The sequence below is a fragment of the Sulfitobacter aestuariivivens genome, from assembly GCF_014763045.1.
Lineage (GTDB): Bacteria > Pseudomonadota > Alphaproteobacteria > Rhodobacterales > Rhodobacteraceae > Sulfitobacter > Sulfitobacter aestuariivivens.
On sequence record NZ_JACTAG010000001.1, the window covers coordinates 1,923,869 to 1,947,682 of the forward strand.

Below are 23,814 nucleotides of genomic sequence, written 5' to 3' on the forward strand. Positions count from 1 at the left end.
GCCTTGCTGGTATGGCTTTGGTGCAAAACGTTGTCCGGTCAAGATCGGACCAAAACCTGGACAGAGCTAACCTAAATTAGCGGATTCAATGGGGAGCAAGTCACGGGTCACATGCTACCCCAACGACAAGGGGCAGCTGAAATCATAACGATACCAGTTCGCTACCCGTCAACGCTTTCAAGGTTCCAGGCGGCAAGCAACCTTGGCAGCGCCACGTCCCAGGGCAGAACGCCGGTCTTCTGGGCCCAGTCGTCGAATTGGCGGCGCATGTCGCGGGCCCGGGATCTGTCTCCGTGAATGAGGTTTTTTAACTCAGTGCGGTCGGCTTCCATGTCATAGAGCTCCCAGTCCTGACCATGCAGCCGCACCAGTTTGAATTGCCCCAACCGAACAGCGGCATTGCCTTCATGCTCAAAGAAGATGGGGTTTTCGCGGGTCCAATCCTTCCCCTCGAACACCGACATGAGGCTTTCGCCCTGCAGGGATTGCATCTCATGGCCGTCAAGGTCGTGCAGCGGCGTCACCCCGGCCGCGTCCAATATGGTTGGCAGAAGATCGACCACATGACAGGGCGCATGCACAGGTTTTTGCGCCACAATGCCGCGTGGCCAATGCGCAATCAGGGGCGTCGATATCCCGCCCTCGTGGACGTAGTGTTTGAACAGCCGGAACGGCGCGTTGGACACGTTCGCCCAGGGCTTGTCATAGCTTTGAAAGGTGCAGGCGTCGCCGGGTGCCAGATCGGGTACGTTGCCCATGGTGATCTGTCGGCCATCATGGGTCAGATCGGGATAGAACTGGGCCCACCCGTCCTCGGCCATGAACTCCGCACAGCCGCCATTGTCAGACAGAAACAGGATCAGGGTGTCGTCAAACTGATGCAATCGTTTCAACTCGGATACCAGCCGCCCGATGGATTGATCCAGTCTGTCGACCATCGCGGCATAGGTTGCCATCTTGTTGGCTTCCCAATCCTTGTGTTCCACCGTTTCCCACGGTGGCACGTCCGCATCTCGGGCCGAGATATCCCAGTTGGCCTGCAATGCGCCCGATCCGTTCAAGGTCTCATGCCGGGCTGTCCGGATTGCGTCCCATCCGGCGCGATAGACGCCGTCATAGCGGGCAATATCCTCGGGCCAGGCATGTAACGGCCAATGCGGAGCCATATGCGCAAGATAGAGGAAAAACGGGCTGTCTTCGGCCACGGCATCCTCGATCATCGCGACGGCTTTGTCGGTGATCGCATCCGTGATGTAGTAATCCTCCGGCACATCCAGCACCCGGGTGTCATCCTCCATGACATAATGCGGGGAAAAGAAATGGGCTGCGCCATCCAGAAACCCGTAAAATCGGTCAAACCCGCGCTGGCGCGGGGTGGGGTATTCCAGATCACCGGGGCGCCACTGATCGTAATCGCGGGGCTGGAAATCACCCGCGACATGCCACTTGCCGGACATCAGGGTGCGGTATCCCCCGGCTCTCAGATGCTCGGCAATCGTTGCGGAATCGTTGCGCAGGAAACCCTGATAGGCGGGTGTGCCCAGATCAGTGCCCATATGACCCACGCCCGCATTGTGGGGGTAAAGCCCCGTCAGAAGGGACGCGCGGGTGGGACAGCAGCGCGCACAATTGTACATCGCCGACAGCAACACGCCGTCTTGCGCCAATTTGTCGATATTGGGCGTTCGGATCTCGGACCCGGTGCAGCCCAGATCCGCAAACCCCATATCGTCAACCAGCACCAGGATGACATTGGGGCGTCGACCGGCCCCGTCCATCACGAGGCCTTATCGTCTTGCACAGACCTGCTGCGTGTCTTGAGCCGCTCTTTCATCATGGCTTTGCCGTCCTCGGATCCATCATGGAGTGTACCAAAGACTTTGTCCCATGGCACCTCAAGCGTGCCGTAATTCACCTCGAAAAACCGGTGGTGCAGTTGGTGGTGGAACGCGCCCAGTTTTAATCTGCGTCTTCCGGCGATCCAGATGCCATCGAATCCGGTATGTGTCAGAATCGGATAGACCGCGAAGAACAGCAGATGACAGATCAGGTGGACCGGGCTGGACGGCACCACGAAGTGGATCAACGCCGTCCCGAAATAAAGCACATGTTCAATCGGGTGCATCGACAGGCCGGACCATGGCCCGACATCGGTGTTGCGGTGGTGCAGCGCGTGATACCGATAAAGCAGATTTGTGTGCAAAAGACGGTGAATCCAGAAGAAATAGAAGCTTTGCCAACTGGGGATCAGAAAAAATACCGCCAGATACCAGACCCATCCGTCAGACCAGGTCCAGACCGGTGCCCAACCCGTGGCCATGGCCCAGAGGATCAAGATTTCGAACAGACTCCAGATCGGCACGCCCGAGGCCAGCGCCCAAAAGGTATTGTCCAGATACTGGTCCCCAAAGGTAAACACCCGCCCCTTGCGCGGAAACGGGCGTGGATCGTATTTCTTGTCATCTCCTTGCAGCGAAGTTCGATGAAAGAGCGTGTGCAGCGTTTCTGCGATCAGGACCGCGATTACCAAATTCCGCAGAACGATCGCCACCATCCAAAAGCCTGGTGACGCCATTGCGGTCAAGGGTGGCAGCGTCCAGATGACGATGCCGTATGACAAGGCCACTAAAACCAGATTGACCGAAATTGGAAACCAGCTGCCCCAATACCAGGCCAGTATCTTTTGGGGATCAAGTGGCCACGTGAACAGCGGATTGACTGTCAAAGGCAGGCTTTCCGGTTCGTGGTTCCATTCCTTCCGCGCCATTGGCGAAACTCCTCTTCAGCCTGACCGGGCCGTCGCGAGAGGGGAAATACGCTCAGGCAATACCCCCGGATTTTAGCCACGGCCCTTTTCATGTGGCCCAGATGCGCGCGGCTTTGGCGGGCACTGGTCGTCATGAACTTTCAAATAGATCTACGTCATAGCTTGGGGGCCTCTTCAACTTGCTGTTTTTCGATGCATTGCATAGAATTTTCCTATGCCGTCACTAAAACTTGCCAACCGTCACTTGCTTACAGCGCTTTCCGTGTTCGAGGTTGCAGCGCGCCATGCAAGTTTTACCCGCGCGGGCGAAGAATTGGGCCTCAGCCAGCCGACGGTTAGTCAGCACATTGCTACGATTGAAAACCGCCTTGGGGTCAGGCTCTTCGAACGGCACCATAACAAACTGGTACTCACGGTGGCCGGAACGTCACTGTCTCAAGCAGTAAGTTTGGGATTTTCACACGTCGACGAGGCCCTTAGGAAACTGCGGCTGCATGAGCGCCGCTCAGGCCTGAAACTTGTGACCAGCATTAGCTTTGCCTATGGCTGGCTGCTCCCGCGATATGGTGAACTGTGCGAGATCGCAGGTGAGCAGATTGATCTGGTCATCGTGCCATGGATTGATGAACCACCGACCGATACTGCTGATATCGTCCTGAACTGGCGATCAAGAAATCAAACGGGCTGGCCCACGGCAGACCTATTTCGCGAAGTGATCTATCCCGTGGCAAGCCCTGCGCTGGCGACCGAACTAGGATTGGTTTCTGGGGACGACACCATGCCCGATGCCCTGACCGGCGCGAAGCTTCTTTCTTATGACGAACGACCCAATGAATTTCTGTCCTGGGACCAGTGGTTCTTTCAGCTTGGGTCCGAGCGGCAGTCATCCTCGACCGAAATTGGATTTTCAAATTATCAGGCTCTCATCCAATCGGCGCTGCATGGCTTTGGAGTGGCGCTTGGTTGGCACCACCTGGTCGCCGATCTGATCCGGGAGCAAAGGCTTGTCAAATGTGGTCCAGCCATTGCCACGAGCGACTATTTCGTCGCTGCGACCAACCCACAATCAGACCGGTCGCAGACAGCGGCCGCAATTATTGAGGACATGAAAAGGATGTTTGTCGCCTAAATCACGAAATCAGAACTGAGCCCCCTTATCTGGCCTTCGGCAATGCTTAGAATACCCTGCATTTGCGGGCCGCTTGGCCAACAGGCTCTGCAGATGCCAATATTTTTGCGAGCTGAGCTCAGATGTTGCGAAATAATGCTGACATCTACTTTCGGTGTCGAAACGCAATTTTGAAGTTGATTGGGGGCTGTTGACGCCATTGATCAGGCCTTCGTGGGATTGCATCCGCACGTCGTATTGTATCGATGGACAGAAACCGCGGCACCGAGGCCCGGATGATCAGCCGTGTTCAGCATACGCTCGGCATCTTGGACAGCCGCGACCACATACTGGTCTATTTGAGTGCCGTTCCGCATCTTGCGGAGTTGCGTATGTGAGCCAAGATCGGAGCTTGCAAAACCTATGGGTTTGAAACCGATACACCGCCCGGTTGGACGGAAGTTTGTGATACAGGGATTTGGCGCAGCCGGTCCGACACAAGCGCCCAAGGCCTATGCCAATCCCCCGCCGGGCATATAGCCTGCGACTTCAGCGCGTTCACGATCTGTTAGCTTTTCATGGCTTTCCCGCAGATCCTGATCGCATTTCACATGGTATGGGAAGGTCGTCTGTTCACACGAATGCCCCGCGATCTCGACCGTAAACGATGCGCGCTGTTCAAGCGCAGCCGTCCGATTTGCCTGCATCAGTGGCGCATAGGTCACCGCGACTTCGCTCAGGAGCGGGCGCAAAAGGGACACGTCGCCCTTCTCTTCCTGCGCCAGTGGTTCAACGCCTGACATGTCCTCCATCCGGTCCACCCAAGCACGCACCCTTGGGGCCTTGGCCGAGACTAGGGCGGTTGGCGTCGGATCGATCTGGACCAATTGCGTCAATTGCCCGAACAGCGCAAAGTCAGCTGCGTGGGGGATGTTTCCGAAGAGAAAAGGCTGCTGTTCGATCAAGGCGTCAAAGATGTCGATGAACCGCACGAAGCTTTTTTCAATGACACTGCTCGTTTGATCGGTGGAGCCAACCACCGCACGGCGGGATATCTGCCGCGCTCCGATCTGCGCGGCCAGGGTTGCCGCCTGATCGGCACGCGTCGATGGGTTCATATGATGAATAAGCAAAGGGGGCGCTTGTTGGGCATCCTGCGCATAAGCCCAGCGGTAGTGAAACATCGCCTTGGTCAGCCATTCGTCGGCATAATCTTCGATAAGGTCATTCAAGTAGGAACGAACCGGATCTTTCGGAAGGACGGACCGGTCGGGAAAGGCCTTATCTAATCTGCGAATGATCGGGGTGCTGTCGACCAAAACCTCCGGCTCTTCCCTGCCTTCGGTCCACCATGCGAGCATGGGCAACAGTCTGACCTTGGGCTGAGGGTAACCGGCAGGCAGCGGGCCGTAGTGCCAGTGCTGGCGAAACAGGATGCGCTTGTACCGCAAAACGGAAACCAGCTTGCGGGTGTAGGGCGAGCTTGGCAATCCAAATACTTCGAGCAGCGCGGGGCTGTCAGCCATCTAGACCCCTCCGAAGCTGTTTCGCAAAGCGGCCTCGGCAATCTCGGCACCGAACTCCTGAACGAAATGGCCGCCCTGTTCCACGGGCATGAAAGGAGGGCAGCCGCGGATCTGCGCGCGCAGCCGTTCCATATGGTCGCCCCCAAACACCGGGTCCTGCATGCCCACAGCCATAAAGGTTGGGCCATCCCAGTCGTTACGCCAGAACTTTGCCGCGCAGCGCATGATTTCAACGCCGTCCATTTCCGGTTCCGTCATGACAAGTTCGGGGAAGCGACGCACCGCCGCCTTGTATCGGGCATCCGGGTAAGGCGCATTGTAAGCGTCCACTTCCTCCGGGGTCAGATGCGGATTGCCCCGATGGATCAACTTGCCGATATCCATGTCCGGCGTCCGGCGGCTGTAGGCCCGCCAGTCCGCGAAACCCTGCCCCTGCGTTTCGCCCACTGGCATCGCGGTGTTCATCACCAAAAGCCCACTCAGCCGGTTCGGGATCGCTTCGGCAAAGGAGAGCCCCAGAATGCCGCCCCAATCCTGACAGACCAGCACGAAGGACCGCAAATCCAGCCGCTCCACCACGGCAAGCAGTACCTGGCGGTGATAGGTGAACGAGAAGAAGTCCTCGTCCGCCGGTTTGTCGGACTTGCCGAAACCCACCATGTCGGGTGCGACGACCCGGTGCCCGGCTTGGGTGAAAATCGGAATCATCCTGCGGTAAAGATAGCTCCAGGCTGGTTGCCCGTGCAGACAGAGAAATGTCAGCGGCGCATCGCGCGGCCCTTCGTCCACATAGTGCACCCGCGCGCCCATCGCCTCGGGCAAGTCGTCCAGATAGTTTGCGGAAAAATCATAGCCTGGAAGCTTTGCAAACCGCTCATCAGGCGTGCGAAGTATGTCCATTCAAAATCATCCGATCGAGGAAATGAAATCCATCACTGTTTCATTGAAAGTCTCTGGTGTCTCAAAATACGGAGAGTGCCCGGCACCCGCAATAACTTCGAACCGGCTGTTCGGGATTTGCGCAGCGATCAGCTGAATAGAGGCCGGCGGCCAGATCGGATCATTCTCGCCTGCAATCATCAGCGTTGGGCAGGCGACATCGCTCAGACGCTCTGGTGGAAGCAGGCCGGAACCGGTGAACCGTTTGGCGATTTCAGGATCGTTGGGGCGGTTCCCAACGCCCACAGACCGATAGAGATGTGCCATTTCAGGTCGGTTGGCAACGAACTCTGGGGTCAACGCCAGACTGGGAATGTTACCGTTGACCGATGCCGCAGCCTGACCCAACGCCTGAAGGGCAGGCATATGCGCGACGCCCGCCATGGTGTTACACAACACCAGTCCGCGGACACGCTCTGGCGCTTCGACCGCGGTGCGCAAGCCTGCCCATCCGCCCAGCGACTGGCACACCAGAACCGCACGATCCACGCCAGCAGCATCAAGAACCGATACGACGTCAGCCGTCAGATTTGCCGGGCTGAAATCGGGGGCTGGATCTGGCGACGCGCCATATCCGCGCAGATCTAATGCTATGGTCTGAAAAGTCTGGCGAAAACCATCGATTTGTTGAAACCAGATCGACGCATTCCCCCCGGCACCGTGAATAAACACAACAGGATCGCCGGTACCTGTACTGAACCAGGACAACGGCGCGCCCTGCGCCTGAGCTTTGGTCGCAATGCCGGACGCCCCGCCGCCAATCAGCATTGCGCCTGCCGCACCTGCTAACAAGCTACGCCGCCCGATTTTGGCGTCGAAAAGTGTTTGCGGCTCTTCTTCAATCCATGCTTCCGGATCATTTGACATCATTATCTCCCTTTTGCCGACAGCTTTGCGTACCAGCCCACAGCTTTCAATTACGTCTGAGGTAAGTGTGTGGGGCTGAAGTCAGATAAATGGCCGTTGGTCATTGGTCTTTTGCAGGTGTCCACATCGGGCCGACGACCGCGAAAAGAACCAAGATATTCCACAGCGCGTTTGGCCAGTTTCCAGACGTGACAGAACCAAAGCTGTCAACTACGAACCATGCCAACACTCCGTAGAGAACAGACTTTCGGACACCCTCGGGCGCTTGATCATAAACAAAGACGGACAACATCCAGATCATGACTGCCCAACCTACCAAAAAGCCACCTGTCAGTGCGGATAGGAACCAAATCTCTTCAGATTGATAGCTTGGAAAGCCATCAATCGGCCAGCTGAGTATGTCCAGCCCCAAGCGGGCCAATTCATTTGTCGCGGGCATTGTGCCCAGTGTCAGGGCGGGGCCGAAAAACCCGATGACGATTGCCGATACCTTAAGCCAGAACTTGTGCGCTGCATGTGTCCGCATTTCTTTCTCTTCCATTTTCTTCTGCCAATTCGCTCGGCAGCCTAGGTGCGCAATCAGACCGGAACAATTACCAGAGAGGTAATGGACTGACGCTGCGCCAAGATGTAATTTTCGATGATGGAAACCTTCAGTGATACCTTGCGGCATTGGCGCACAGTCCGTCGCTTTTCCCAGCTGGAACTGGCGGTGGAAGCGGGGGTATCGTCCCGCCACGTTTCGTTTCTTGAGACCGGCCGTGCCAGTCCCAGCCGCGAGATGGTGTTGCGGCTGGGCGAAACGCTTCAGGTGCCCTTGGCAGCCCGCAATCAGATGCTCACAAATGCCGGTTTCGCGACGCGCTACCCGTCATTGGTCTGGACCGATGCGGAACTCTCGCCCTTGCGCAACGCGATTGAAACCACACTGGCCAATCACGATCCCTATCCGGGACTTGCTGTTGACCGTCTTTGGAGGATTGTTGCCGCCAACTCCGCCGGGGTGGACCTTTTTGCGGCCTTTGGCGTCGGTGTCGGCGACAGCATATTGGATCTTCTTTTGTCTGATGCGCTTGCACGCGCTGTCGTGAATTGGCCTGAAGTGGCCTACCAGGCGGCGTTGCGGTTGCGCGCGGAAAGCGCTGCCGAAGGGGGCATTCCTGAATTCAAAGCAGCGATCACGCATCTTGAGAAAGTTGCAAAAACAATGCCTGCCACCCGCTCACCGGTCATTCCGACAATCCTTCGGGCAGGCGACAAAGAGCTGTCGCTTTTCGCGACGATTGCTCAGTTCGGAACACCCGAAGAGGTCTTTTGCGGCGATCTCAGGGTCGAACTGTACTTTCCGATGGACGATGTAACGACCAGGCATTTCAGCACGGCAACCGGCGCCGACGGGGTCTGTCTTTAGGCGCGATAGGTTTTTTGGATGAATCCGTCGGGCACGGACCGTCACCGCCATCGGGGTGCCGGTCCGCCCTTAGCGTCACATGCGGTTGGGTCCGATCAACATCAGCTTCACGTCGCCTTCGCATTTATAGCTCAGGTAGATGAGATACGGCAGTAGCACCACAGCCCCCAGCACGCTCGCCACCAGGCCAAACACGATGCCGAAAGCGGAGAATTCATTGCGCCACATGATCCAGAACATTGACAAGTAGAGATAGATCGCGAAGTCGAGCGTGAATTGGCCAGGCCATTTGAATTCGCTCAACATGCCGATGGCCACCTGAAGGAAGATGGGCCCTTCGGTCGCGATCACCCAGACCGTGTAAGCAAGGATCGCTGCGAAAGTTACAAATAGATAGATACGAAAGAGTGCCATTTTCCGGCTCCTTTGATGTTTTGCGCATCATTAAGAGCCTTAGTGAACCCAATCAATTACATCAGAGGTAAGTGACAGCACTTAATTCTCGATCTAAGTCTTCTGGTGCAGGCATGCCAATGTCGGCTCGGTAAATCTTGAAAGAAGGGAACCGCAATGACCTTTTTGAAAACCCTTTCCGCCGTGATGTTCGTCGCACTCCTGTCCTACACGCTTGTGACCGGTGCCACTTACGGCTGGAACCTGTTTGAGATATTCTTCACCGACATGTTGGCAATGACATGGCCCGGCCAGTTCAATTTTGACTTCACCGGCTTTCTCATACTGTCGGGCCTTTGGGTGCTGTGGCGGCACGAATTTTCGGTCGTCGGGTGGGTTCTGGCACCGGTCGCTTTTGTCGGCGGCATTCTGTTTCTTTCCGCCTATCTGTTTTATCTGACCTCCAGGCGGGTCACCACAATGCCCGAGCTGTTACTGGGCGAGGCGCGGACAGCTGCCTTGATGAAAGGTGCCGCAGCTGCACATTGAACGGAACCTCACACATGAGGAATAATCATGATACGAGACGGTATGAACGCCCCCGCAAATACGTTTGCAAGCCACCTGAAGCTGTGGCGCAAACGACGCCGGATGAGCCAGCATGACCTGGCCATGAGCGCCAGCGTCTCGGGCCGGCATGTGTCATTTTTGGAATCCGGCCGGTCCCAGCCCAGCCGGAACATGATACTCCACCTGTCTGAAATTCTTGACGTGCCCAAGCAGGGCCGAAATGCGATGCTGACGGCAGCAGGAATGGCGCAAATCTATGGATCGCGGCCATTGGACGATGCAGAGCTTGCCCCGGTCCGTCGGGCTCTGACGTGGATGCTGAACAGACATATGCCCTACCCCGCGTTTGCCATGGACCGGCATTGGACCATCATCGACTTGAACGATTCAGCGCGGTCGCTCTTTTCAGCGTTTGGCGTTGCCGAGGGTGACAACCTACTTTCCACAATGCTGGAAAACGACGTCGTTCAGAATGCGATTGAAAACTTTTCGGAACTTGCCGAACATCTGAGAGAGCGCGCGGTGCTTGAAAGCGCGTATCAGGGTGGCGATCCTGTACTTGATGCCTTTGCGGGCCGCCTCGACGCGCATATCGACGAGAGCAAGGCGCATGAATTCGGCACGCTTCCCCCCTTCTCGACCACGAAGCTGCGCGTTGGTGATCAGTCTCTTTCGTTCCTGACAACTCTGGCGCAATTCGGTTCTGCCAACGATATCGCACTCGCGGATATCAGAATCGAACTGATGTTCCCTGGCGATGACGAAACCACAAAGTTTTTTGCTGAGCCCCATGAGAAACGCGAGGCGTAAGGCGCCCCCGCTGGTTTTTCTAGATGCTTGGCGAGGCCACCAATTCCTGCATCTCATCAATGAAAGTCCGTGTTCTCTTGTTAAGCCGTCTGTTGCCAGAGCACATTGCCGCAACGCACCAATCGGGCACCTTGTAGCCCTTCAAAATCTCGACCAGATTTGCTTTCGTTTCTGCAGGATCAACTATGAAATCCGGTAGTCTTGCAATTCCGAGACCGGCTTTCGTCGCCTCAAGCAGAAAAACGCCGCTGTTGCTGTTTAGCGCAGGTTGAAATTCAACCGAATCCATTTTTCCGTTCGGCGCTATCATGTCCCACGTTGCGCGGCGACTTCGCCCAAAATTCAAGAGCCTGTGTGCTGCAAGCTCGGCCAGCGAACCGGGCTCTGGATTTTTCCTGAGATAGTCACGGCTTGCATAGAAGCGGTGCTTGATTGTGCCCAGTTCGATCACATTTTCAGAAGGTGCAATATCGGGCGCGATGCGGATAACGAGGTCAAAACTTTCGCGTTCCAAATCAACGCGCCGGTCGTCAAAATCTATGATCAACCGGATCTGTGGATGCCTCTTTTGAAAGGTTATCAGTCCATTTTTCAGAAACTCCAGTCCAAATTCTCTGGGCACCGAAATCGTGAGCGGCCCGGAAAGTAAACCGGAGCGGTCAAGAAAGTCCTCTTCAATTTCGTCAAATTCTCCAACTGCGCGGAGCGCGCGCTGGTATAATTCCATGCCGCTTGGTGAAAGCCTCCACAATCCGGGACCACGCTCGATCAACTTAACTCCAAAACGAGTTTCCAGCAGGGCCAGACGTCTGCTTACGGCTGACTTTGCAACATTGTTTGCTTCACCGGCACGAGAGATACTTCCCTTTTCGACGATGCTGATAAACATGCGGAGGTCTTCAATCTGACCCACTGGACGTTCTCCAAATTAGAACACAACTGGCGATATTATGCATCTATGCTACGATATTAGAATGGATAAAAGAGAACCTATCATGGCGGTGGGCCGGGGATTGCGAGATGCAGGACAACTGCAGGACTGATGCCTCGGTCGCCGAATTCTTAACCTCTCGGCATGAGAAACGGGTCAACCTTGTCCAAACCCGGCATATCACCTTCAAGAGCCGCCAGCATGTGCCCGGGCACATGGCACGGTCATGTTCCGGGCGCACAACGGTCTGGTAGAAACGACCGAAAAATCCTGTGCGCGTCGGCACATGGATGAGACCGGATTGACATGAGCGGCGATGGCAGCGCCAGGCCACCGGGCGACAGGGGCAATGCCGTGTACGAGGTGCGACGGGATCCATTGCCCACAGAAATGCGGATCTTGCTGGAGCAAATTCCCCGCGAAAGCTGGGCGGCGCATCCCGGCTTCAAACAGGCCACAAAGAACTGGCTTGGCGCGCATCAAATGTTCAGGCGACTTGCGGAAACGCTTCGTCTGGATGCAGAACGAGTGCTGGATGGGAACGCCGACAAGCGCAGATATGCCGAACGTCTAAGTTACTACGGCGACGCTCTTGTGAGAAACCTGCATGGTCACCATCACTTTGAAGACACAAGCTATTTCCCAGAGCTCGGCGCCGCCGATCCGCGTTTTGTGGCGGGGCTGGAAATTTTGGAAACAGACCACGAGGTTCTTGATACGATCCTTGATTCATTTGTTAGAAACGCGAACCTGGTACTGACGAGCGATACTGCAGGTGCTGATGACTTCCGCAATAGAGTCGGGGCGGTGCACCGCAGCGCTCTGACCATTGAGCAGCTTTTGGCCAGGCACCTCGCCGATGAGGAAGAACTTGCCGTCCCCATCATCCTGCACCACCGTCTGCGGGGCTAAAACAGCGTCGGAAGAGGCGACTTGCCAACCGATACGTCCAAGGTTGAAGCGGCGCGTTCCCGGCCGAGCCCGGACGTAATCATCTCTTCGTGACGCTGAAGTGTCCCTGGTGCCATTGGATGACCCTGGCCCGCAACGTGCTGGGTTTGGCAGACAGCGGGTGTCGCCGAGAGCAATTCCTTGGTGCACTGTCGGTAAGGCTACTTCGGTCGTGGAATAACGTCATTCCGATAGGGCCGCTGCGTTCCATGCTCGACCCTCGGGCCTATTTGCGCGCAAAACTGGCTAATCGTTGATATACATCCCGGCACAGTCTCGAGGTTTAGCCATAACGCACCAACAGGACGCCCGCAAAAGTCACCAGGATACCGCACAACCGCATCGCCCCAATTTCGCGTACCGCAAGACCGAAGGCGCCGTAGTGGTCAAGCAGAATTGATCCAGCCAGCTGCCCCGCAATCAGGCACACAAAGAAGATTGCGACACCTGTTACAGGCACGATGACGACCCCGCCGCCCACGACCAGCACTCCGATCAGCCCCCCGATGACGACCCACCAAGGCAGGCTGGTCACCGCGGCCATTGAAGGCGTCGTCCGACCCAGCACCATAATGACAATGCTGGCGGCCAAGGTAATGGCCACCGACATTACTGTTGCTGGGATGGGGGACCCCAACACTTTTGCCGCCGCCGCATTGATCGCCGGCTGGGTGGCAAAGGCCGCGCCGATCAGGCAGGCAGCCATCAGATAAAGTATCGGCATTCACGGATGTCCCATGTTGTTGACGCGCAGATTAAGGGCAGTGATGTGGCAGTCGCTCCAGACATCCGCTTGCGCCATAGGATCGCTTTCAAACAACGCCTCTACGCTCGCCCGATCCGGCGCGTCGATAAGAAAGAATGAGCCCTTCATGGGGTCCCCACCATCTTCGATCAAAGGGCCAGACAACAGTATCTTGATTTCCAACCGGTCGTTGACTTCGGCAAGATATCGTCTGTGAGCGTCAAGCACGGCTAGGCGGCGATCGAGCGCGTCTGGCTGGTCGAGTGCATGAACAACAAAGTGCAATTTGTGATCCTATTCAAAGAAGAGACTGAGCGCGGGCACGAAAGTGAGCAGCAGCGTGACCAGCGTCATCATGATGACAAAAGGAAAGGTTCCGGCAAAGATGTCGCCAAGCGTTGTGTTCCGGTCCGCGATGGTGGCCTTCACGACATAGACGGTCAGACCGAAAGGTGGCGTCAGCAAGCCGATTTCGACCGCGATTACGGTGACGATCCCGAACCAAATCAGATCGCCGCCCAGTTCTGTCACAATTGGCAGGCACAGCGGTAACAGGATCAGCATGATCGACGTGCTGTCCAGGATCATGCCCATGACCACGACAAGAAGCAGGTAGATCAGCATGAACCCCATCAGCCCGAGCCCCATTTCAGAGAAAAACTGTGTGGTCTCTTGCGGAATGGTCGAAAGGGTCAGCATGCGCGAGTACATCGAGGCCGCGATAATCAGCATGAGGATCGAAACAGACACGAGGCCCGTATCGACCAGCACGCGCCAGAATTTCGCCCACGTCAGGCTTCGTTTGACAAGCGCCACGAGGATCGCCGCCGCAGCCCCGGCAGCGCCAGCTTCCGTCGGCGTGAAAAATCCGGAATAGATGCCGCCCAAAACGATCACGACAAGCGCGGCGATTGGGGCGAGTTTTTGCGCCGCCGTCCCCCATGTCTCGCCCTCAATGATGACAGGCCGTTCCGACTGCATCACCAGTTTCGGCCGAAAAACCGCCATCAAATAAATGCCCAGTCCAAAGACGAAAGCCAGGATCCCGCCCGGTACGATGGCCGCCAAAAACAAGGCGCCGACGGATTGTTCGGCCAGGACGCCATAAATGATCAACAAAAGGCTGGGGGGGATCAGCATACCCAGCACAGAAGACCCGGCGACCACGCCAAGGGCAAAGCGGTTGTTATACCCGTTTGCGACCATTTGCGGCACAGCAACCCTTGAAAATACCGCTGCCGAGGCGATTGAGATCCCTGTAATGGACGCAAATACTGCGTTGGCGGCGACTGTTGCGATACCAAGTCCGCCCCTCATTTTTTGCAGCATCCAGGCCGCGACACGGTACGCATCGCGACCGATATCGGCGGCATCGACAATCAGACCCATAAGCACAAACAGCGGAACGACACCGAAGAGATAGCGGTTGATCGCACCATCAGCGGCAAGCGCGAGCGAGCGCATCGCAACTTTCGGATTGTCGCGAATGAGCCAAATGCCAAGAAAACTCAAAAGGATCAGCACAACCGCAATATGGGCACCCGAGAAGATGAGAAGCAGCATAAAGGCAATGGCAACCAGACCGATCTCTACCCGACCTAAATCTGCCCAGAATATCGCATAGCCAATCAATAGTGCGACCGCGAAAACAATAACAAACGGCCACCCTTTGGGCTTTGTCGTCACTGAGTGCCTTACTTTGAGTGGCGATACGCGACCGGCGTTTGCCAGCGTCTTGAGGTCAATCAGCACCTGCGATGCGAAGGCAAGGCAGGTCAGAAGCGCCCCACCGAAGAGACACGCTTTGATCGGCCAAACCGGTGCCGTAAACACCCCTTGCGCGCCAAAGAACTCACCTTCGACAAAAGCGCTGACAAGCTTGGGCCAGGTGCCCTGAGCAATCAACGCAAAAACCGCAACCCCGGCCAGATGAAAGGCAATCCGGACGATGCTTGCAGCGAAGGGCCGTTCGGCCTCAAGCCAGCCTACCAGAATGTCGGTCCGGGTCATGCGACCGCTCATCAGCGCATGGGCGGCCTGCAGGAACACGATCGCGACAATCGAATTCGCGACAATTTCAGCCACGCCCTGCACGGGCGCGTTGAAGAACGAGCGCCCGATGATGTCCGAGCAAATCAGGATCATCAGACAGAAGATCCAGATCGAGGCAGCCCCGCTGATAAAACCTGTAAGCGCGGAGACCGCGCTTACAATAGTGTCAACGCCTCGGCGGAAGGAAGGTGAGGTAAGCATGCCGGGGCGGTCCATGGCGGTTACTTCTCAGACCAGTCGACGCGGGCTTCGAGGTTCGCTTCCTTGACCTTTTCCATGTAGGCGTCCAGCACGGCATCGGCGCCCTTGCCGGCATTGGCATCGGCCCATTCGCGCGCAAGGTTCGGCAAGCCGTCTGCCCAAGAGGTGACGTCAGATGCCGGAAGTTCTGTGACAGTTGCACCGACCTCGGGAAGCTGTGCAAGGAACTTCTCGTAGCGGGCCATCACCTCTTTCGCATGGGCGACCGTGTACTCTTCACCAAGCTCAGTCAGAACCTGACGAACTTCATCGGAAAGCCCTTCCCAAACATCTTTGTTGATGCCAAGGCCACCGGTCATTTGTGCACCGATGCCGACAAGCGTCACGTAAGGTGCGACTTCGTAGTGCTTGTTGGGAAACGCGCCGGTGAGGATGATGACCATTCCGTCCGCAACACCGGTCTGCACCTGATTGTAGTAGGTGGGAAGCGCGCCGTTAACGGGAACCGCACCAAGATGTTTGATCCAATTGGCGGAGGGACCGGGGGCCAAGATCTTTCGGCCCTTTAAATCTTCCAGCGAGTTGACAGGGAAGTTTGTCATCAGATGATAGGTCTCGACCCCGCTCGCACCCAGAAAGACAACGTTCTGATCGTCCCAGGCTTTTTGCAGCGCTGGCACCTCGCGGTGGAGTTCGTTCATGATCTGAAGTGTTGCAACCAGATCGTCCGACACGAACGGGGTAAAGTAGGTCACATTCTGCAATGGCATCTTTGAGCCCTCCCAGAGTGTTCCCACCCAGCCTGCATCGGTCAGGCCATCGCCCACAGCCTCAAGCGTGTCCTTGAAGCCATAAAGGGAACCGCCATAAGCCTCGGTCCACTCAATCCGGTCTTCTGACCCCATAGCTTCGAGGCGGGTATTCGATTCAGCCACAACGAGCGTTGAAAGCTGGCCGACCCATGGAAGAACCGTCGGATGGCTGGACGCCATTGTTAGTTCGAATGTCTCTGCCTGACTGACAGATGCCGCGGCGCAAATCGCCAATGCTGTAAGAGTTCTTTTCATAGTTTCCTCCCCGGGGGTTGTTTTGATTATTTTACGTGATGTTGGCCGGTCGAAAAATCGACCGTGACAGTGATGCGGCCTTCGTTCAGCAGCCACGGGCGTACCGAAAAGCTGCGCGCGCCAGAGCTGTGCATCGGGTCGGTCGCCGCGATCTCTTTGGCATGATCAAGGCTGTCCGCCCGGATGATGACCATCCCTTCACCGTTCCATGTGTGTTCATCATCGGCCCAGAAGGGACCCGCACCCAGCATGATGCCTCTCTGCTCCAGACTGACCTGAAACTTCAGATGCTCTTCAATATTCTCCATCACTGGCCCGAGCCCATTGGTGGGATTCGTGAAGACAACGAACAGCTGTTTCTGGAGCATGCCCTTGGACGCTTCGAGGATGTCGTTCTTTGTGACAACTGGTCCCGACATTTTGGTTCCTTTCCGTTTAGATGGTTTCGCAGACGGTCTCGTAATCGAGGCGCGGCAGGCGGCGGAATATCTTCGACGTATCGGCGTATCCCAGGTTCACCAGGAAGTTCGATTTGAGCGAAGTGCCGTGGAAGAATTCCTCATCAAGCTTTGCATTGTCAAAGCCAGACATTGCGCCAACGTCGAGCCCGACGGCACGTGCCGCAAGCATCACATAGGCACCTTGCAGCGTGCCATTTCGAAACGCGTTGACCTGTGCCGCTGTTGCGTTGTTCTTAAAAATCTCCTGCGCGTCGGGATTAGGAGGAAACACATTCGGCAGCTCCTCCCAGAAGTTGAGATCATGCGCGATGATCGCGGTCACCGGGGCGGAACGCATTTTGGGGCGATTTGCCTCAAACAGAGCGGGCTCCAGACGGTCTTTCGCGTTTTCAGAGCGCACGAAGAGAATACGCATTGGCTGCTGGTTCATGGAGGTCGGACCCATTTTGGCGATCTCATAGAGCGCGCGCAGGGTTTCGTCTTTTACGGTGCGATCTTGCCAGCCATAATGCGTGCGTGCCTCAGTGAATAAAAGCTGAAGCGTCGCATCATCAGCGGTCAGTTCTTTCGACTGAAAGTCAGCGGCAGCTTGTCGCGCAATGTTGTCAAGTGTTTCGGTGTCTTGCATTGGTCTGCCCCTTAGGCTTGCATTAGGCCCAGGATACGTCGCGCCTCGGCGGCTGTGGCGACAGGGCGGTTGTGATTGGCACAAATCTCGGCCGTGCGCCGGACAAGTGCTGCATTCGACGGCGCGAGGGTGTCGCGATCAAGGCGAATGTTGTCCTCAAGCCCGGTCCGGGCGTGGCCGCCAGCAGCGATAGCCCATTCATTCATTTTAAGCTGATCGCGGCCGATCCCAGCCGCGCACCAGGCCGCTCCAGGGAAAAGCCGCTCAACGGTCTGCACGTAAAAATCAAATACATGCCGGTCGGCGGGCATGGCATTTTTCACGCCCATGACGAACTGGATGTAGGGGGTGTCGGCGATCGCGCCCTGCTTGTGCATTTCCGCGGCCTTCAGGATGTGGCTTAAATCGAAGGCTTCGATCTCGGGTTTCACCCCGTATTTACTCATTTCCGCGGCAAGCCAATCGACCAGGTCAGGTGCGTTCTCATAGACCCGGGTGGGGAAGTTGTTCGATCCGACACTAAGCGAAGCCATATCGGGCCGCAGCGACAGCATCCCGCCACGCTCGCGTCCCGCGCCAGACCTCCCACCGGTCGAAAACTGCACAATCATGCCGGGGCAGTGTTTCTCCAGCCCTTCTTTCAAGCGCGCGAATTTTTCGGGATCACTTGAGGGGGTTTCGTCTTCATTGCGGACATGCGCATGACAAATCGCCGCCCCGGCCTCGAACGCTTCCTGCGTGCTTTCGACCTGTTCGGACACGCTGATCGGCACCGCGGGGTTCATGCTCTTGCGTGGCAAAGAGCCCGTAATCGCGACACATATGATGCAAGGGGTGCTCATGTCTTCAGACTTTCGGTGCGAGGATGAAGTCAAACTCAACATCCCAGTAGAACAAGCCGTCAAAGCCGACCTCAGCAATCCGATCACTATCCTCCACCCTTACAAAATCGGCGATCAGGCTCTCTTTGACACCGAAGACTGAATCGCTGTCGATATAGATGTCGTCAGGATCGAAGATGTGTGTGGTGACTTCGTCATATCCATCCTTTGAGATGATGTAGTGTAGGTGGGCGGGGCGGAAGGGATGACGGCCCAGTTCCGCCAGGAGCGCACCGACCGGCCCGTCAGCCGGGATAGAATAGTGCTTTGGGCGGACGGCCTTGAACCAGTAGCTCCCGTCGTCGCCGGTGCGAAAGACGCCGCGCAGATTAAAGTCCGGCTGGATGCCCTTTTGCTGAACGTCATAGAAACCTTCGTCATTTGCCTGCCAGACATCGATCTTAACGCCAGAGATCGGGTTCCCGTCGACATCAAGAACGCGACCGCGGACAACCATGTCATCGCCCTTTCCATCGAGGCAGATGTTTGTTCCCATTGGGTATTCCGGTGCATCGCCCACATGGAACGGGCCTAGCACGGTATTTTCGGACGCACCTTTGGGGCGTCTGGAGTTGATGGCGTCGACCAGCATTGACACGCCCAGAACGTCGGACAGAAGAATGAACTCCTGCCGCCAATCGTCCGACATGTGCCCTGTTTTTGTCAGGAACATGATCGCCTGCATCCACTCCTCTTGCGTCGGTTCAATTTCCTTGATCGCGGCATGCAGATGATGCGTGATGCTATGCATGACTTCCTTCAGCCTTGCGTTCTGAGCATTGGCATTTTGCCCGACGACGACATCGGCACTGTTTTCTTCAGTGAAATGTGCTTTTGGTAATTCTTCAGACATTGTTGCCTTCCTTCAGTCGTTCGCCGCACAGACAGCTATGGGGTAAATTAATCGCCGCTTTCCGGGCTGATGTGTCATTTGTCCGGTGCATTCCCATGCCAGGCATCTTCAAGAAGAGATCGAATACCGGCCGGCGTCAGTTCGCGCGGATTCCAATAGGGGTTTTTCGTTGCAAGTTCAGTTGCATGGTCAAGGTCCTCCAGCCGGAGACCCAGATCGCGAAGCGCCAGCGGGGCGCCCAGCTTTTTTGAGAATTTCCACAGTTCAAGACCAGGTGACTTGCCGCCAAGGAGGTCTGCGATGGGCGACAGCAGATCAGCGACAGTCCGGGCGTTGAAATGAATGGCGTGGGGCAGGATAATCGCATGTGTCTCTGCATGCGGCAGGTCGAAAGTGCCGCCCAGCGTATGGCAAAGCTTGTGGTGTAGAGCCATGCCAACCTGGCCCAAAACCGCGCCGCAGGCCCAGGCGCCGCGCAGCGTTTCTTCGCGGGCACTAAGGTCTTCGGGATCCTCAAGGACCCGAGGCAAGGCATGGATAAAGGCCGCCAGCCCCTCTTGGGCAAGTTTTGTGCTGTGCGCGTTCCGGTCTTTTGCATAAAGCGCTTCGGCCGCGTGCGCCATGGCATTGAGTGCGGAGGACACTGTCATGTCTCTGGGAAGACCGGTCACCAGTTCGGGGTCATAAAGGATAACTTCCGGCAAGACCTTCTTATCAGTGAGTGTTTTCTTTACGCCGTCTTGTGTCTGACCCAAGATCGGCGTCGCTTCGCTGCCCGCGTAGGTGGTGGGTATGACAATCTGTGGGAGGTCCGTACGGTAGGCAATTGCTTTGCCCAGACCAGTTGTTGACCCTCCCCCTATAGCAACGACGCAATCGGCGTTGACCTCATTGGCATGTTTTACGGCCTCGTCCGTGACAGACACCGGCGTGTGCATGGTCGCCCGTGAGAACACGCCTGCCGAGGCTCCGTTCAAAAGCGACGCAATATCCAAGGCGGATGAAGACTGATGTGGCGTCGAAAGAATGAGGGCGCGAGAACAGCCGAGGGATTTCACCTCGTTTAGGACCTGTCGCCGGATACCTGCACCGAACAAGACCTTCTGATCATTTGATGACTTCGACATATCGAGTCCGATCGATTTCCCTGCATTCTTCACTACACTAGCAGGCCAGGTCGGGCGACTTGATCGATTGTCTGCGCAGTAATATACCAAATCCTTATGAAGTTAGACCCACGTCACTTGGAAATCCTTGCAGCCATCGTCGAAAAAGGCGGACTGACCGAGGGGGCTGTAGCGCTGGGCAAGTCTCAGCCAAGCATTTCCAGAGCGATTGCTCAGCTTGAGGAAAGACTTGGCGTAAAGCTTTTCGAAAGCAACAAGCGTCCTTTGCAGCCCACAGACTTTTGCGCTCAGCTTGCTCAATACGGCAGAACCATCTCCTCGGCGAACCGAGAGGCGGGAGCCTTTGTCACAAGGTTCAAAAATGGCCAGGCCGGAGCGTTGCGTGTGGCTGGCTCTCCGATTTTTATGGACGGCGTTGTTTCGCCGATACTCGCTGCATTTCAGGCAGAGTATCCTTCGATTGAGATTGTGCAAAGTTATGGGTATGCGACCAATGTCCTTGATCGGCTGGCGAGCGGGTCGCTGGATCTTGGCGTTGTGCCCATCCGAAAATCGACGGCCCCCAAAAGTGTGAACGTCAGTACAGTTTTGCCCGGCAAGAATGTCATTGCCTGCAGAATGGGTCACCCATTGACGAAGGAAAAGGACCTGTCCGCGGAAATGATCTCTAATCAGGCCTGGATTGCGCCACCGCCCGAAAGTCCGTTGTATCAGGACCTTCGGGCCGTTCTGGACGGCATTGGCATCGAAGATATCAAAGTCAGTTTCTCCGGTGGCTCGTTGTCATCCATTCTCAATTTCCTGAACGAATCCGATGCATTGACAATTCTTCCGCTGTCGGTGGTCTATAGACTGAAACGCCAGAATTCCCTGGCAGCTTTGCAAGCGCCCGTCGGTGATCCGGACAGAAGCTTATGCGTCGTGACCGCGCAATCCAATCTGGAGTTTCCGGCCCGCGAGCGCCTGATCAAGTATCTGCGAAACGAGTTATCATCGCTCAATGAATTGATCAGCCTCCATGAAGGGCAGTAGCGCAGGCGCCCTTCCGTTTCCTGTCTGGAACGTGCCTAAATCAAGGACCAGTGCAGAATGTCTAACGGCGGCATCCACCAACGCTATGTACTGGTTCGTTCAAGCACGACTCAACGCAGCTATTGGATAGAGAGAACTTTGCGCATCACTCTGTGTAACTCTGCCTGCGGATTGTCTGGTAAGCCCTTGATCCGCCAGGCGACATGGTGATCCGGCCTGACCAGAATGCATCCACTGTCAGAGATCTCTGAGGCGCGGGCCCAATCGCCCGAGTGATCGGCAATCGGCTGACGGGGTCCGATGATATGAACCTCGATTTCAAGGCCCAGAGCGTCATTGATCTTGGCAGCCGCATCTGCCCACGGCTCACCGCCGATACCGGTCAGAATCGTGAACCGCCCTTGGCCACAGAGGTCCAGTGTTGAGACGCGCTGTCCGGTATCATGATCGTATAACCAAACATGGGGTACCCGGGCGCCCGGCCAGGTTGTCGGCTGGTAGTGAAGTTCTGCATCCTGTGCAAAGGCAGGCTCAGCTTGGCCATCTGTTTCAATCGCGTCGGACCGGTAGCGCTGGTTCATTTCCACGCCATGAGCATCGAACTCATACTTTTTGAATGCAATCGCTTCTCGGATCGCAGTCCGCTGTTTTTCAGCATCAGCAGTTGCGTTGCACCGCGCTTCAAGATTCTGCTGTATTACTTCCGGATCGCCCCCCTCGGCCATGCCAAGGGATTCAAAGATTGGTCCGAATTCCTCTATCGACTGATTGGCGCGCGTTACGATCTGTTTGGCTACAGGCGTGCGTTCGGAGCTGTAGCTGTCAAGCAGCGCCTCACCCGCTTGTCCTTTGATGACCGCGGCCAGCTTCCAGGCGAGGTTGAAGCTGTCCTGAATCGACGTGTTCGACCCCAAGCCGTTCGATGGCGGATGCCGGTGGGCGGCGTCTCCCATGATGAAGACGCGGTCCTTTTGCATATGGGTGGCGTACATGTTGTTGACCGTCCAGGTGTTCGCGCTGAGAAGCTCGATTTCAAGCTCCGGATCGCCGACAAGCTGACGTGCGACCTGCGTCGCCATGGCCTCGTCCACCTCAGGCGCTGGCGCATTAATGTCGTAGCCCCAGACAATCAGCCATTCGTTCCACGGGCGCACCATCCGGACAAGCCCCATACCGATGCCGCCCACGTTTGAACCGGGTTGCATCACCCAATAAAGCACACTCGGACGATGGGCGACGTACTTCGACAGATCGGCGCGGAAGACAATGTTCATCGATCCGCCGACGCCCATCTGACCCTCAAAGGGTGTCTCGATATGTTGAGCAACAAGCGAGTTGCCGCCGTCAGCACCAACCAGGAATTTCGATCTGATCGTCACTTCCTCGCCTGACAGGCGGTCCAGGCAGGTTGTCGTCACACCGTCCGCGTCCTGGACATGGCTGAGGTACTCAGTTGACATCCGCGCTTGCGTGCCACGAGAGCAGGCCGTCTTGAACAGCAGTGGCTCCATGAAGGTCTGTGGCAGGTCATTCATCATTGTCGGACTGGACAGGAGATGCTCTGCTTTTGACAAAGGGTGATTGCCCCAGCTCTTCAGCCTGCCGATTTCCTCTCCCGCGAGGCTTTCGCAGAACACGTTTTCTCCCATTAGCTCCTGATCAGCCGCAAAAAGATAGGCTTCATCTTCGACGCTCTGGCCCAGGTCGCGCAACACCTCCATCGTGCGTTGGTTGGTGATATGCGCGCGGGGTGTATTCGCAAGCCAGCGGTACCGGTTCACGGCCATGTTCTCGATGCCGTAGCTCGACAGCAGCGCCGCTGTTGCAGACCCGGCGGGCCCGGTGCCAATGATAAGTACGTCGGTTTCAATTCGGGCCATGACAGCGCCTTTCTTTCTTGGTTACTTTACGAACGCGGATCCCAGAGGCGGTTGTCGAATTCGGCCTCGTAGGCCTTACCGTCCGGATAGCTCACAAGCTCAAGCTGCATGCCCCACGGCGCCAGAAAATAGACCCAGGTCTCACCGGCGCTTGGTCCCTCGGTCATTGTCGTCGGGGCGCCCAATACTGTGACGCCGTTCTCTTTGAGATACTCAACTGCGGCGGGCATGTCGGTTGTGTAAAATGCAATGTGATGTCCCCCCACGTCTGAGTTGCGGGGCGGTGTCAGCCTTCGCTCGGGCGCGGTGTAGTCAAAGATTTCAAAGTTTGCGCCATTGCCGCAGCGCATCAGTCGCATTGCTGGGATTGTCGCTTTGGCATCGACATTCAGGTGATCGGCCATCCACGTGCTGTCCCCGCCCGAAAAAGGGCCAAGCGGATAAAAGGACGCGCATCCGAGCACGTCACCAAAGAAGGTCACCGCCTGTTCAAGGTCGGGAACGGTAAAGCCGACATGATCAATACCGGTCATCCCCGGCAGACCGCCATGCCCTTCGGCGAAAGCAGATGTGGCAATGGCCGAAAAGGCGGCGGCGGCAAACAGTTTACGCAT

The 23,814-nt window shown here is 56.4% G+C and carries 26 protein-coding genes; 7 read left to right on the top strand and 19 right to left on the bottom strand.

Annotation, left to right across the window (positions count from 1 at the left end; genetic code table 11):
• Positions 1–161 precede the first annotated feature (161 nt).
• Both H9Q16_RS09465 and H9Q16_RS09470 read right to left on the bottom strand, forming a co-directional pair.
• A complete protein-coding gene (locus H9Q16_RS09465) occupies positions 162–1,778 on the bottom strand; it encodes an arylsulfatase (RefSeq protein ID WP_191075054.1) in 1,617 nt (538 codons plus the stop codon).
• Positions 1,778–2,767, bottom strand: coding sequence for a sterol desaturase family protein (locus H9Q16_RS09470; RefSeq protein WP_191075055.1), 990 nt, complete (start codon positions 2,765–2,767; stop codon positions 1,778–1,780). The genes H9Q16_RS09465 and H9Q16_RS09470 overlap by 1 nt, the downstream gene beginning before the upstream one ends.
• A gap of 214 nt (positions 2,768–2,981) precedes the next feature.
• Between H9Q16_RS09470 and H9Q16_RS09475 the strand changes: the two genes are divergently transcribed.
• The gene (locus H9Q16_RS09475; protein ID WP_246455583.1) at positions 2,982–3,896 is read left to right on the top strand and encodes a LysR family transcriptional regulator; all 915 of its coding nucleotides are present in this window, start codon (positions 2,982–2,984) and stop codon (positions 3,894–3,896) included.
• Positions 3,897–4,141: 245 nt separating this feature from the next.
• Complete coding sequence (locus H9Q16_RS20775; protein WP_281403102.1) at positions 4,142–4,273, top strand: hypothetical protein; 132 nt, start codon at positions 4,142–4,144, stop codon at positions 4,271–4,273.
• Between the two features lie 114 nt (positions 4,274–4,387).
• On the opposite strand, the gene H9Q16_RS09480 is transcribed toward H9Q16_RS20775, so the two are convergent.
• The 4 genes from H9Q16_RS09480 to H9Q16_RS09495 form a co-directional block, all read right to left on the bottom strand.
• A complete protein-coding gene (locus tag H9Q16_RS09480) occupies positions 4,388–5,401 on the bottom strand; it encodes a glutathione S-transferase family protein (protein ID WP_191075057.1) in 1,014 nt (337 codons plus the stop codon).
• Entirely contained in the window at positions 5,402–6,301 is a 900-nt protein-coding gene (locus tag H9Q16_RS09485) for a haloalkane dehalogenase (protein ID WP_191075058.1), read from the bottom strand.
• Between the two features lie 6 nt (positions 6,302–6,307).
• On the bottom strand, positions 6,308–7,207 hold the full coding sequence (locus H9Q16_RS09490) for an alpha/beta fold hydrolase (protein ID WP_191075059.1): 900 nt from the start codon (positions 7,205–7,207) through the stop codon (positions 6,308–6,310).
• Positions 7,208–7,307: 100 nt separating this feature from the next.
• Positions 7,308–7,748, bottom strand: coding sequence for a hypothetical protein (locus H9Q16_RS09495; RefSeq protein WP_246455585.1), 441 nt, complete (start codon positions 7,746–7,748; stop codon positions 7,308–7,310).
• 102 nt (positions 7,749–7,850) lie between these two features.
• On the opposite strand from H9Q16_RS09495, the gene H9Q16_RS09500 reads away from it, so the two are divergent.
• Positions 7,851–8,618 (top strand): helix-turn-helix domain-containing protein, encoded by a 768-nt coding sequence (locus H9Q16_RS09500; RefSeq protein ID WP_191075060.1) that lies wholly within the window; start codon positions 7,851–7,853, stop codon positions 8,616–8,618.
• A 75-nt stretch (positions 8,619–8,693) separates the two neighbouring features.
• Here H9Q16_RS09500 and H9Q16_RS09505 read toward each other — a convergent pair whose 3' ends face one another.
• Complete coding sequence (locus H9Q16_RS09505) at positions 8,694–9,032, bottom strand: hypothetical protein (RefSeq protein WP_191075061.1); 339 nt, start codon at positions 9,030–9,032, stop codon at positions 8,694–8,696.
• A gap of 156 nt (positions 9,033–9,188) precedes the next feature.
• On the opposite strand from H9Q16_RS09505, the gene H9Q16_RS09510 reads away from it, so the two are divergent.
• Together H9Q16_RS09510 and H9Q16_RS09515 are read left to right on the top strand one after the other, a co-directional pair.
• A complete protein-coding gene (locus tag H9Q16_RS09510; protein ID WP_191075062.1) occupies positions 9,189–9,560 on the top strand; it encodes a hypothetical protein in 372 nt (123 codons plus the stop codon).
• A 27-nt stretch (positions 9,561–9,587) separates the two neighbouring features.
• Positions 9,588–10,391 (top strand): helix-turn-helix domain-containing protein, encoded by an 804-nt coding sequence (locus H9Q16_RS09515; RefSeq protein WP_191075063.1) that lies wholly within the window; start codon positions 9,588–9,590, stop codon positions 10,389–10,391.
• 19 nt (positions 10,392–10,410) lie between these two features.
• Here H9Q16_RS09515 and H9Q16_RS09520 read toward each other — a convergent pair whose 3' ends face one another.
• Positions 10,411–11,304, bottom strand: a complete 894-nt coding sequence (locus H9Q16_RS09520; protein WP_343067812.1) for a LysR family transcriptional regulator — start codon at positions 11,302–11,304, stop codon at positions 10,411–10,413.
• 324 nt (positions 11,305–11,628) lie between these two features.
• Here H9Q16_RS09520 and H9Q16_RS09525 point away from each other — a divergent pair, with 324 nt between their 5' ends.
• Positions 11,629–12,234: a hemerythrin domain-containing protein gene (locus tag H9Q16_RS09525; protein ID WP_246455587.1), complete on the top strand. Its 606-nt coding sequence runs from the start codon at positions 11,629–11,631 to the stop codon at positions 12,232–12,234.
• 322 nt (positions 12,235–12,556) lie between these two features.
• Here H9Q16_RS09525 and H9Q16_RS09530 read toward each other — a convergent pair whose 3' ends face one another.
• The 9 genes from H9Q16_RS09530 to H9Q16_RS09570 form a co-directional block, all read right to left on the bottom strand.
• On the bottom strand, positions 12,557–12,997 hold the full coding sequence (locus tag H9Q16_RS09530; protein ID WP_191075065.1) for a DMT family transporter: 441 nt from the start codon (positions 12,995–12,997) through the stop codon (positions 12,557–12,559).
• On the bottom strand, positions 12,998–13,303 hold the full coding sequence (locus tag H9Q16_RS09535) for a YciI family protein (RefSeq protein WP_191075066.1): 306 nt from the start codon (positions 13,301–13,303) through the stop codon (positions 12,998–13,000).
• 9 nt (positions 13,304–13,312) lie between these two features.
• Complete coding sequence (locus tag H9Q16_RS20850) at positions 13,313–15,271, bottom strand: TRAP transporter large permease subunit (protein WP_191075067.1); 1,959 nt, start codon at positions 15,269–15,271, stop codon at positions 13,313–13,315.
• Positions 15,272–15,291: 20 nt separating this feature from the next.
• Positions 15,292–16,338: a C4-dicarboxylate TRAP transporter substrate-binding protein gene (locus H9Q16_RS09545; protein ID WP_191075068.1), complete on the bottom strand. Its 1,047-nt coding sequence runs from the start codon at positions 16,336–16,338 to the stop codon at positions 15,292–15,294.
• Positions 16,339–16,364: 26 nt separating this feature from the next.
• Entirely contained in the window at positions 16,365–16,757 is a 393-nt protein-coding gene (locus H9Q16_RS09550; protein WP_191075069.1) for a YciI family protein, read from the bottom strand.
• Between the two features lie 16 nt (positions 16,758–16,773).
• Positions 16,774–17,427, bottom strand: a complete 654-nt coding sequence (locus H9Q16_RS09555) for a malonic semialdehyde reductase (RefSeq protein ID WP_191075070.1) — start codon at positions 17,425–17,427, stop codon at positions 16,774–16,776.
• An 11-nt stretch (positions 17,428–17,438) separates the two neighbouring features.
• Positions 17,439–18,269, bottom strand: coding sequence for a 3-oxoadipate:acetyl-CoA acetyltransferase (locus H9Q16_RS09560; protein ID WP_191075071.1), 831 nt, complete (start codon positions 18,267–18,269; stop codon positions 17,439–17,441).
• Between the two features lie 4 nt (positions 18,270–18,273).
• A complete protein-coding gene (locus H9Q16_RS09565) occupies positions 18,274–19,161 on the bottom strand; it encodes an intradiol ring-cleavage dioxygenase (RefSeq protein ID WP_191075072.1) in 888 nt (295 codons plus the stop codon).
• A 74-nt stretch (positions 19,162–19,235) separates the two neighbouring features.
• Positions 19,236–20,288: a maleylacetate reductase gene (locus H9Q16_RS09570; protein ID WP_191075073.1), complete on the bottom strand. Its 1,053-nt coding sequence runs from the start codon at positions 20,286–20,288 to the stop codon at positions 19,236–19,238.
• Positions 20,289–20,384: 96 nt separating this feature from the next.
• Between H9Q16_RS09570 and H9Q16_RS09575 the strand changes: the two genes are divergently transcribed.
• Entirely contained in the window at positions 20,385–21,320 is a 936-nt protein-coding gene (locus H9Q16_RS09575) for a LysR family transcriptional regulator (RefSeq protein WP_191075074.1), read from the top strand.
• A gap of 119 nt (positions 21,321–21,439) precedes the next feature.
• On the opposite strand, the gene H9Q16_RS09580 is transcribed toward H9Q16_RS09575, so the two are convergent.
• A complete protein-coding gene (locus H9Q16_RS09580; RefSeq protein WP_191075075.1) occupies positions 21,440–23,200 on the bottom strand; it encodes an FAD-dependent oxidoreductase in 1,761 nt (586 codons plus the stop codon).
• Between the two features lie 26 nt (positions 23,201–23,226).
• Entirely contained in the window at positions 23,227–23,814 is a 588-nt protein-coding gene (locus H9Q16_RS09585) for a VOC family protein (RefSeq protein ID WP_191075076.1), read from the bottom strand.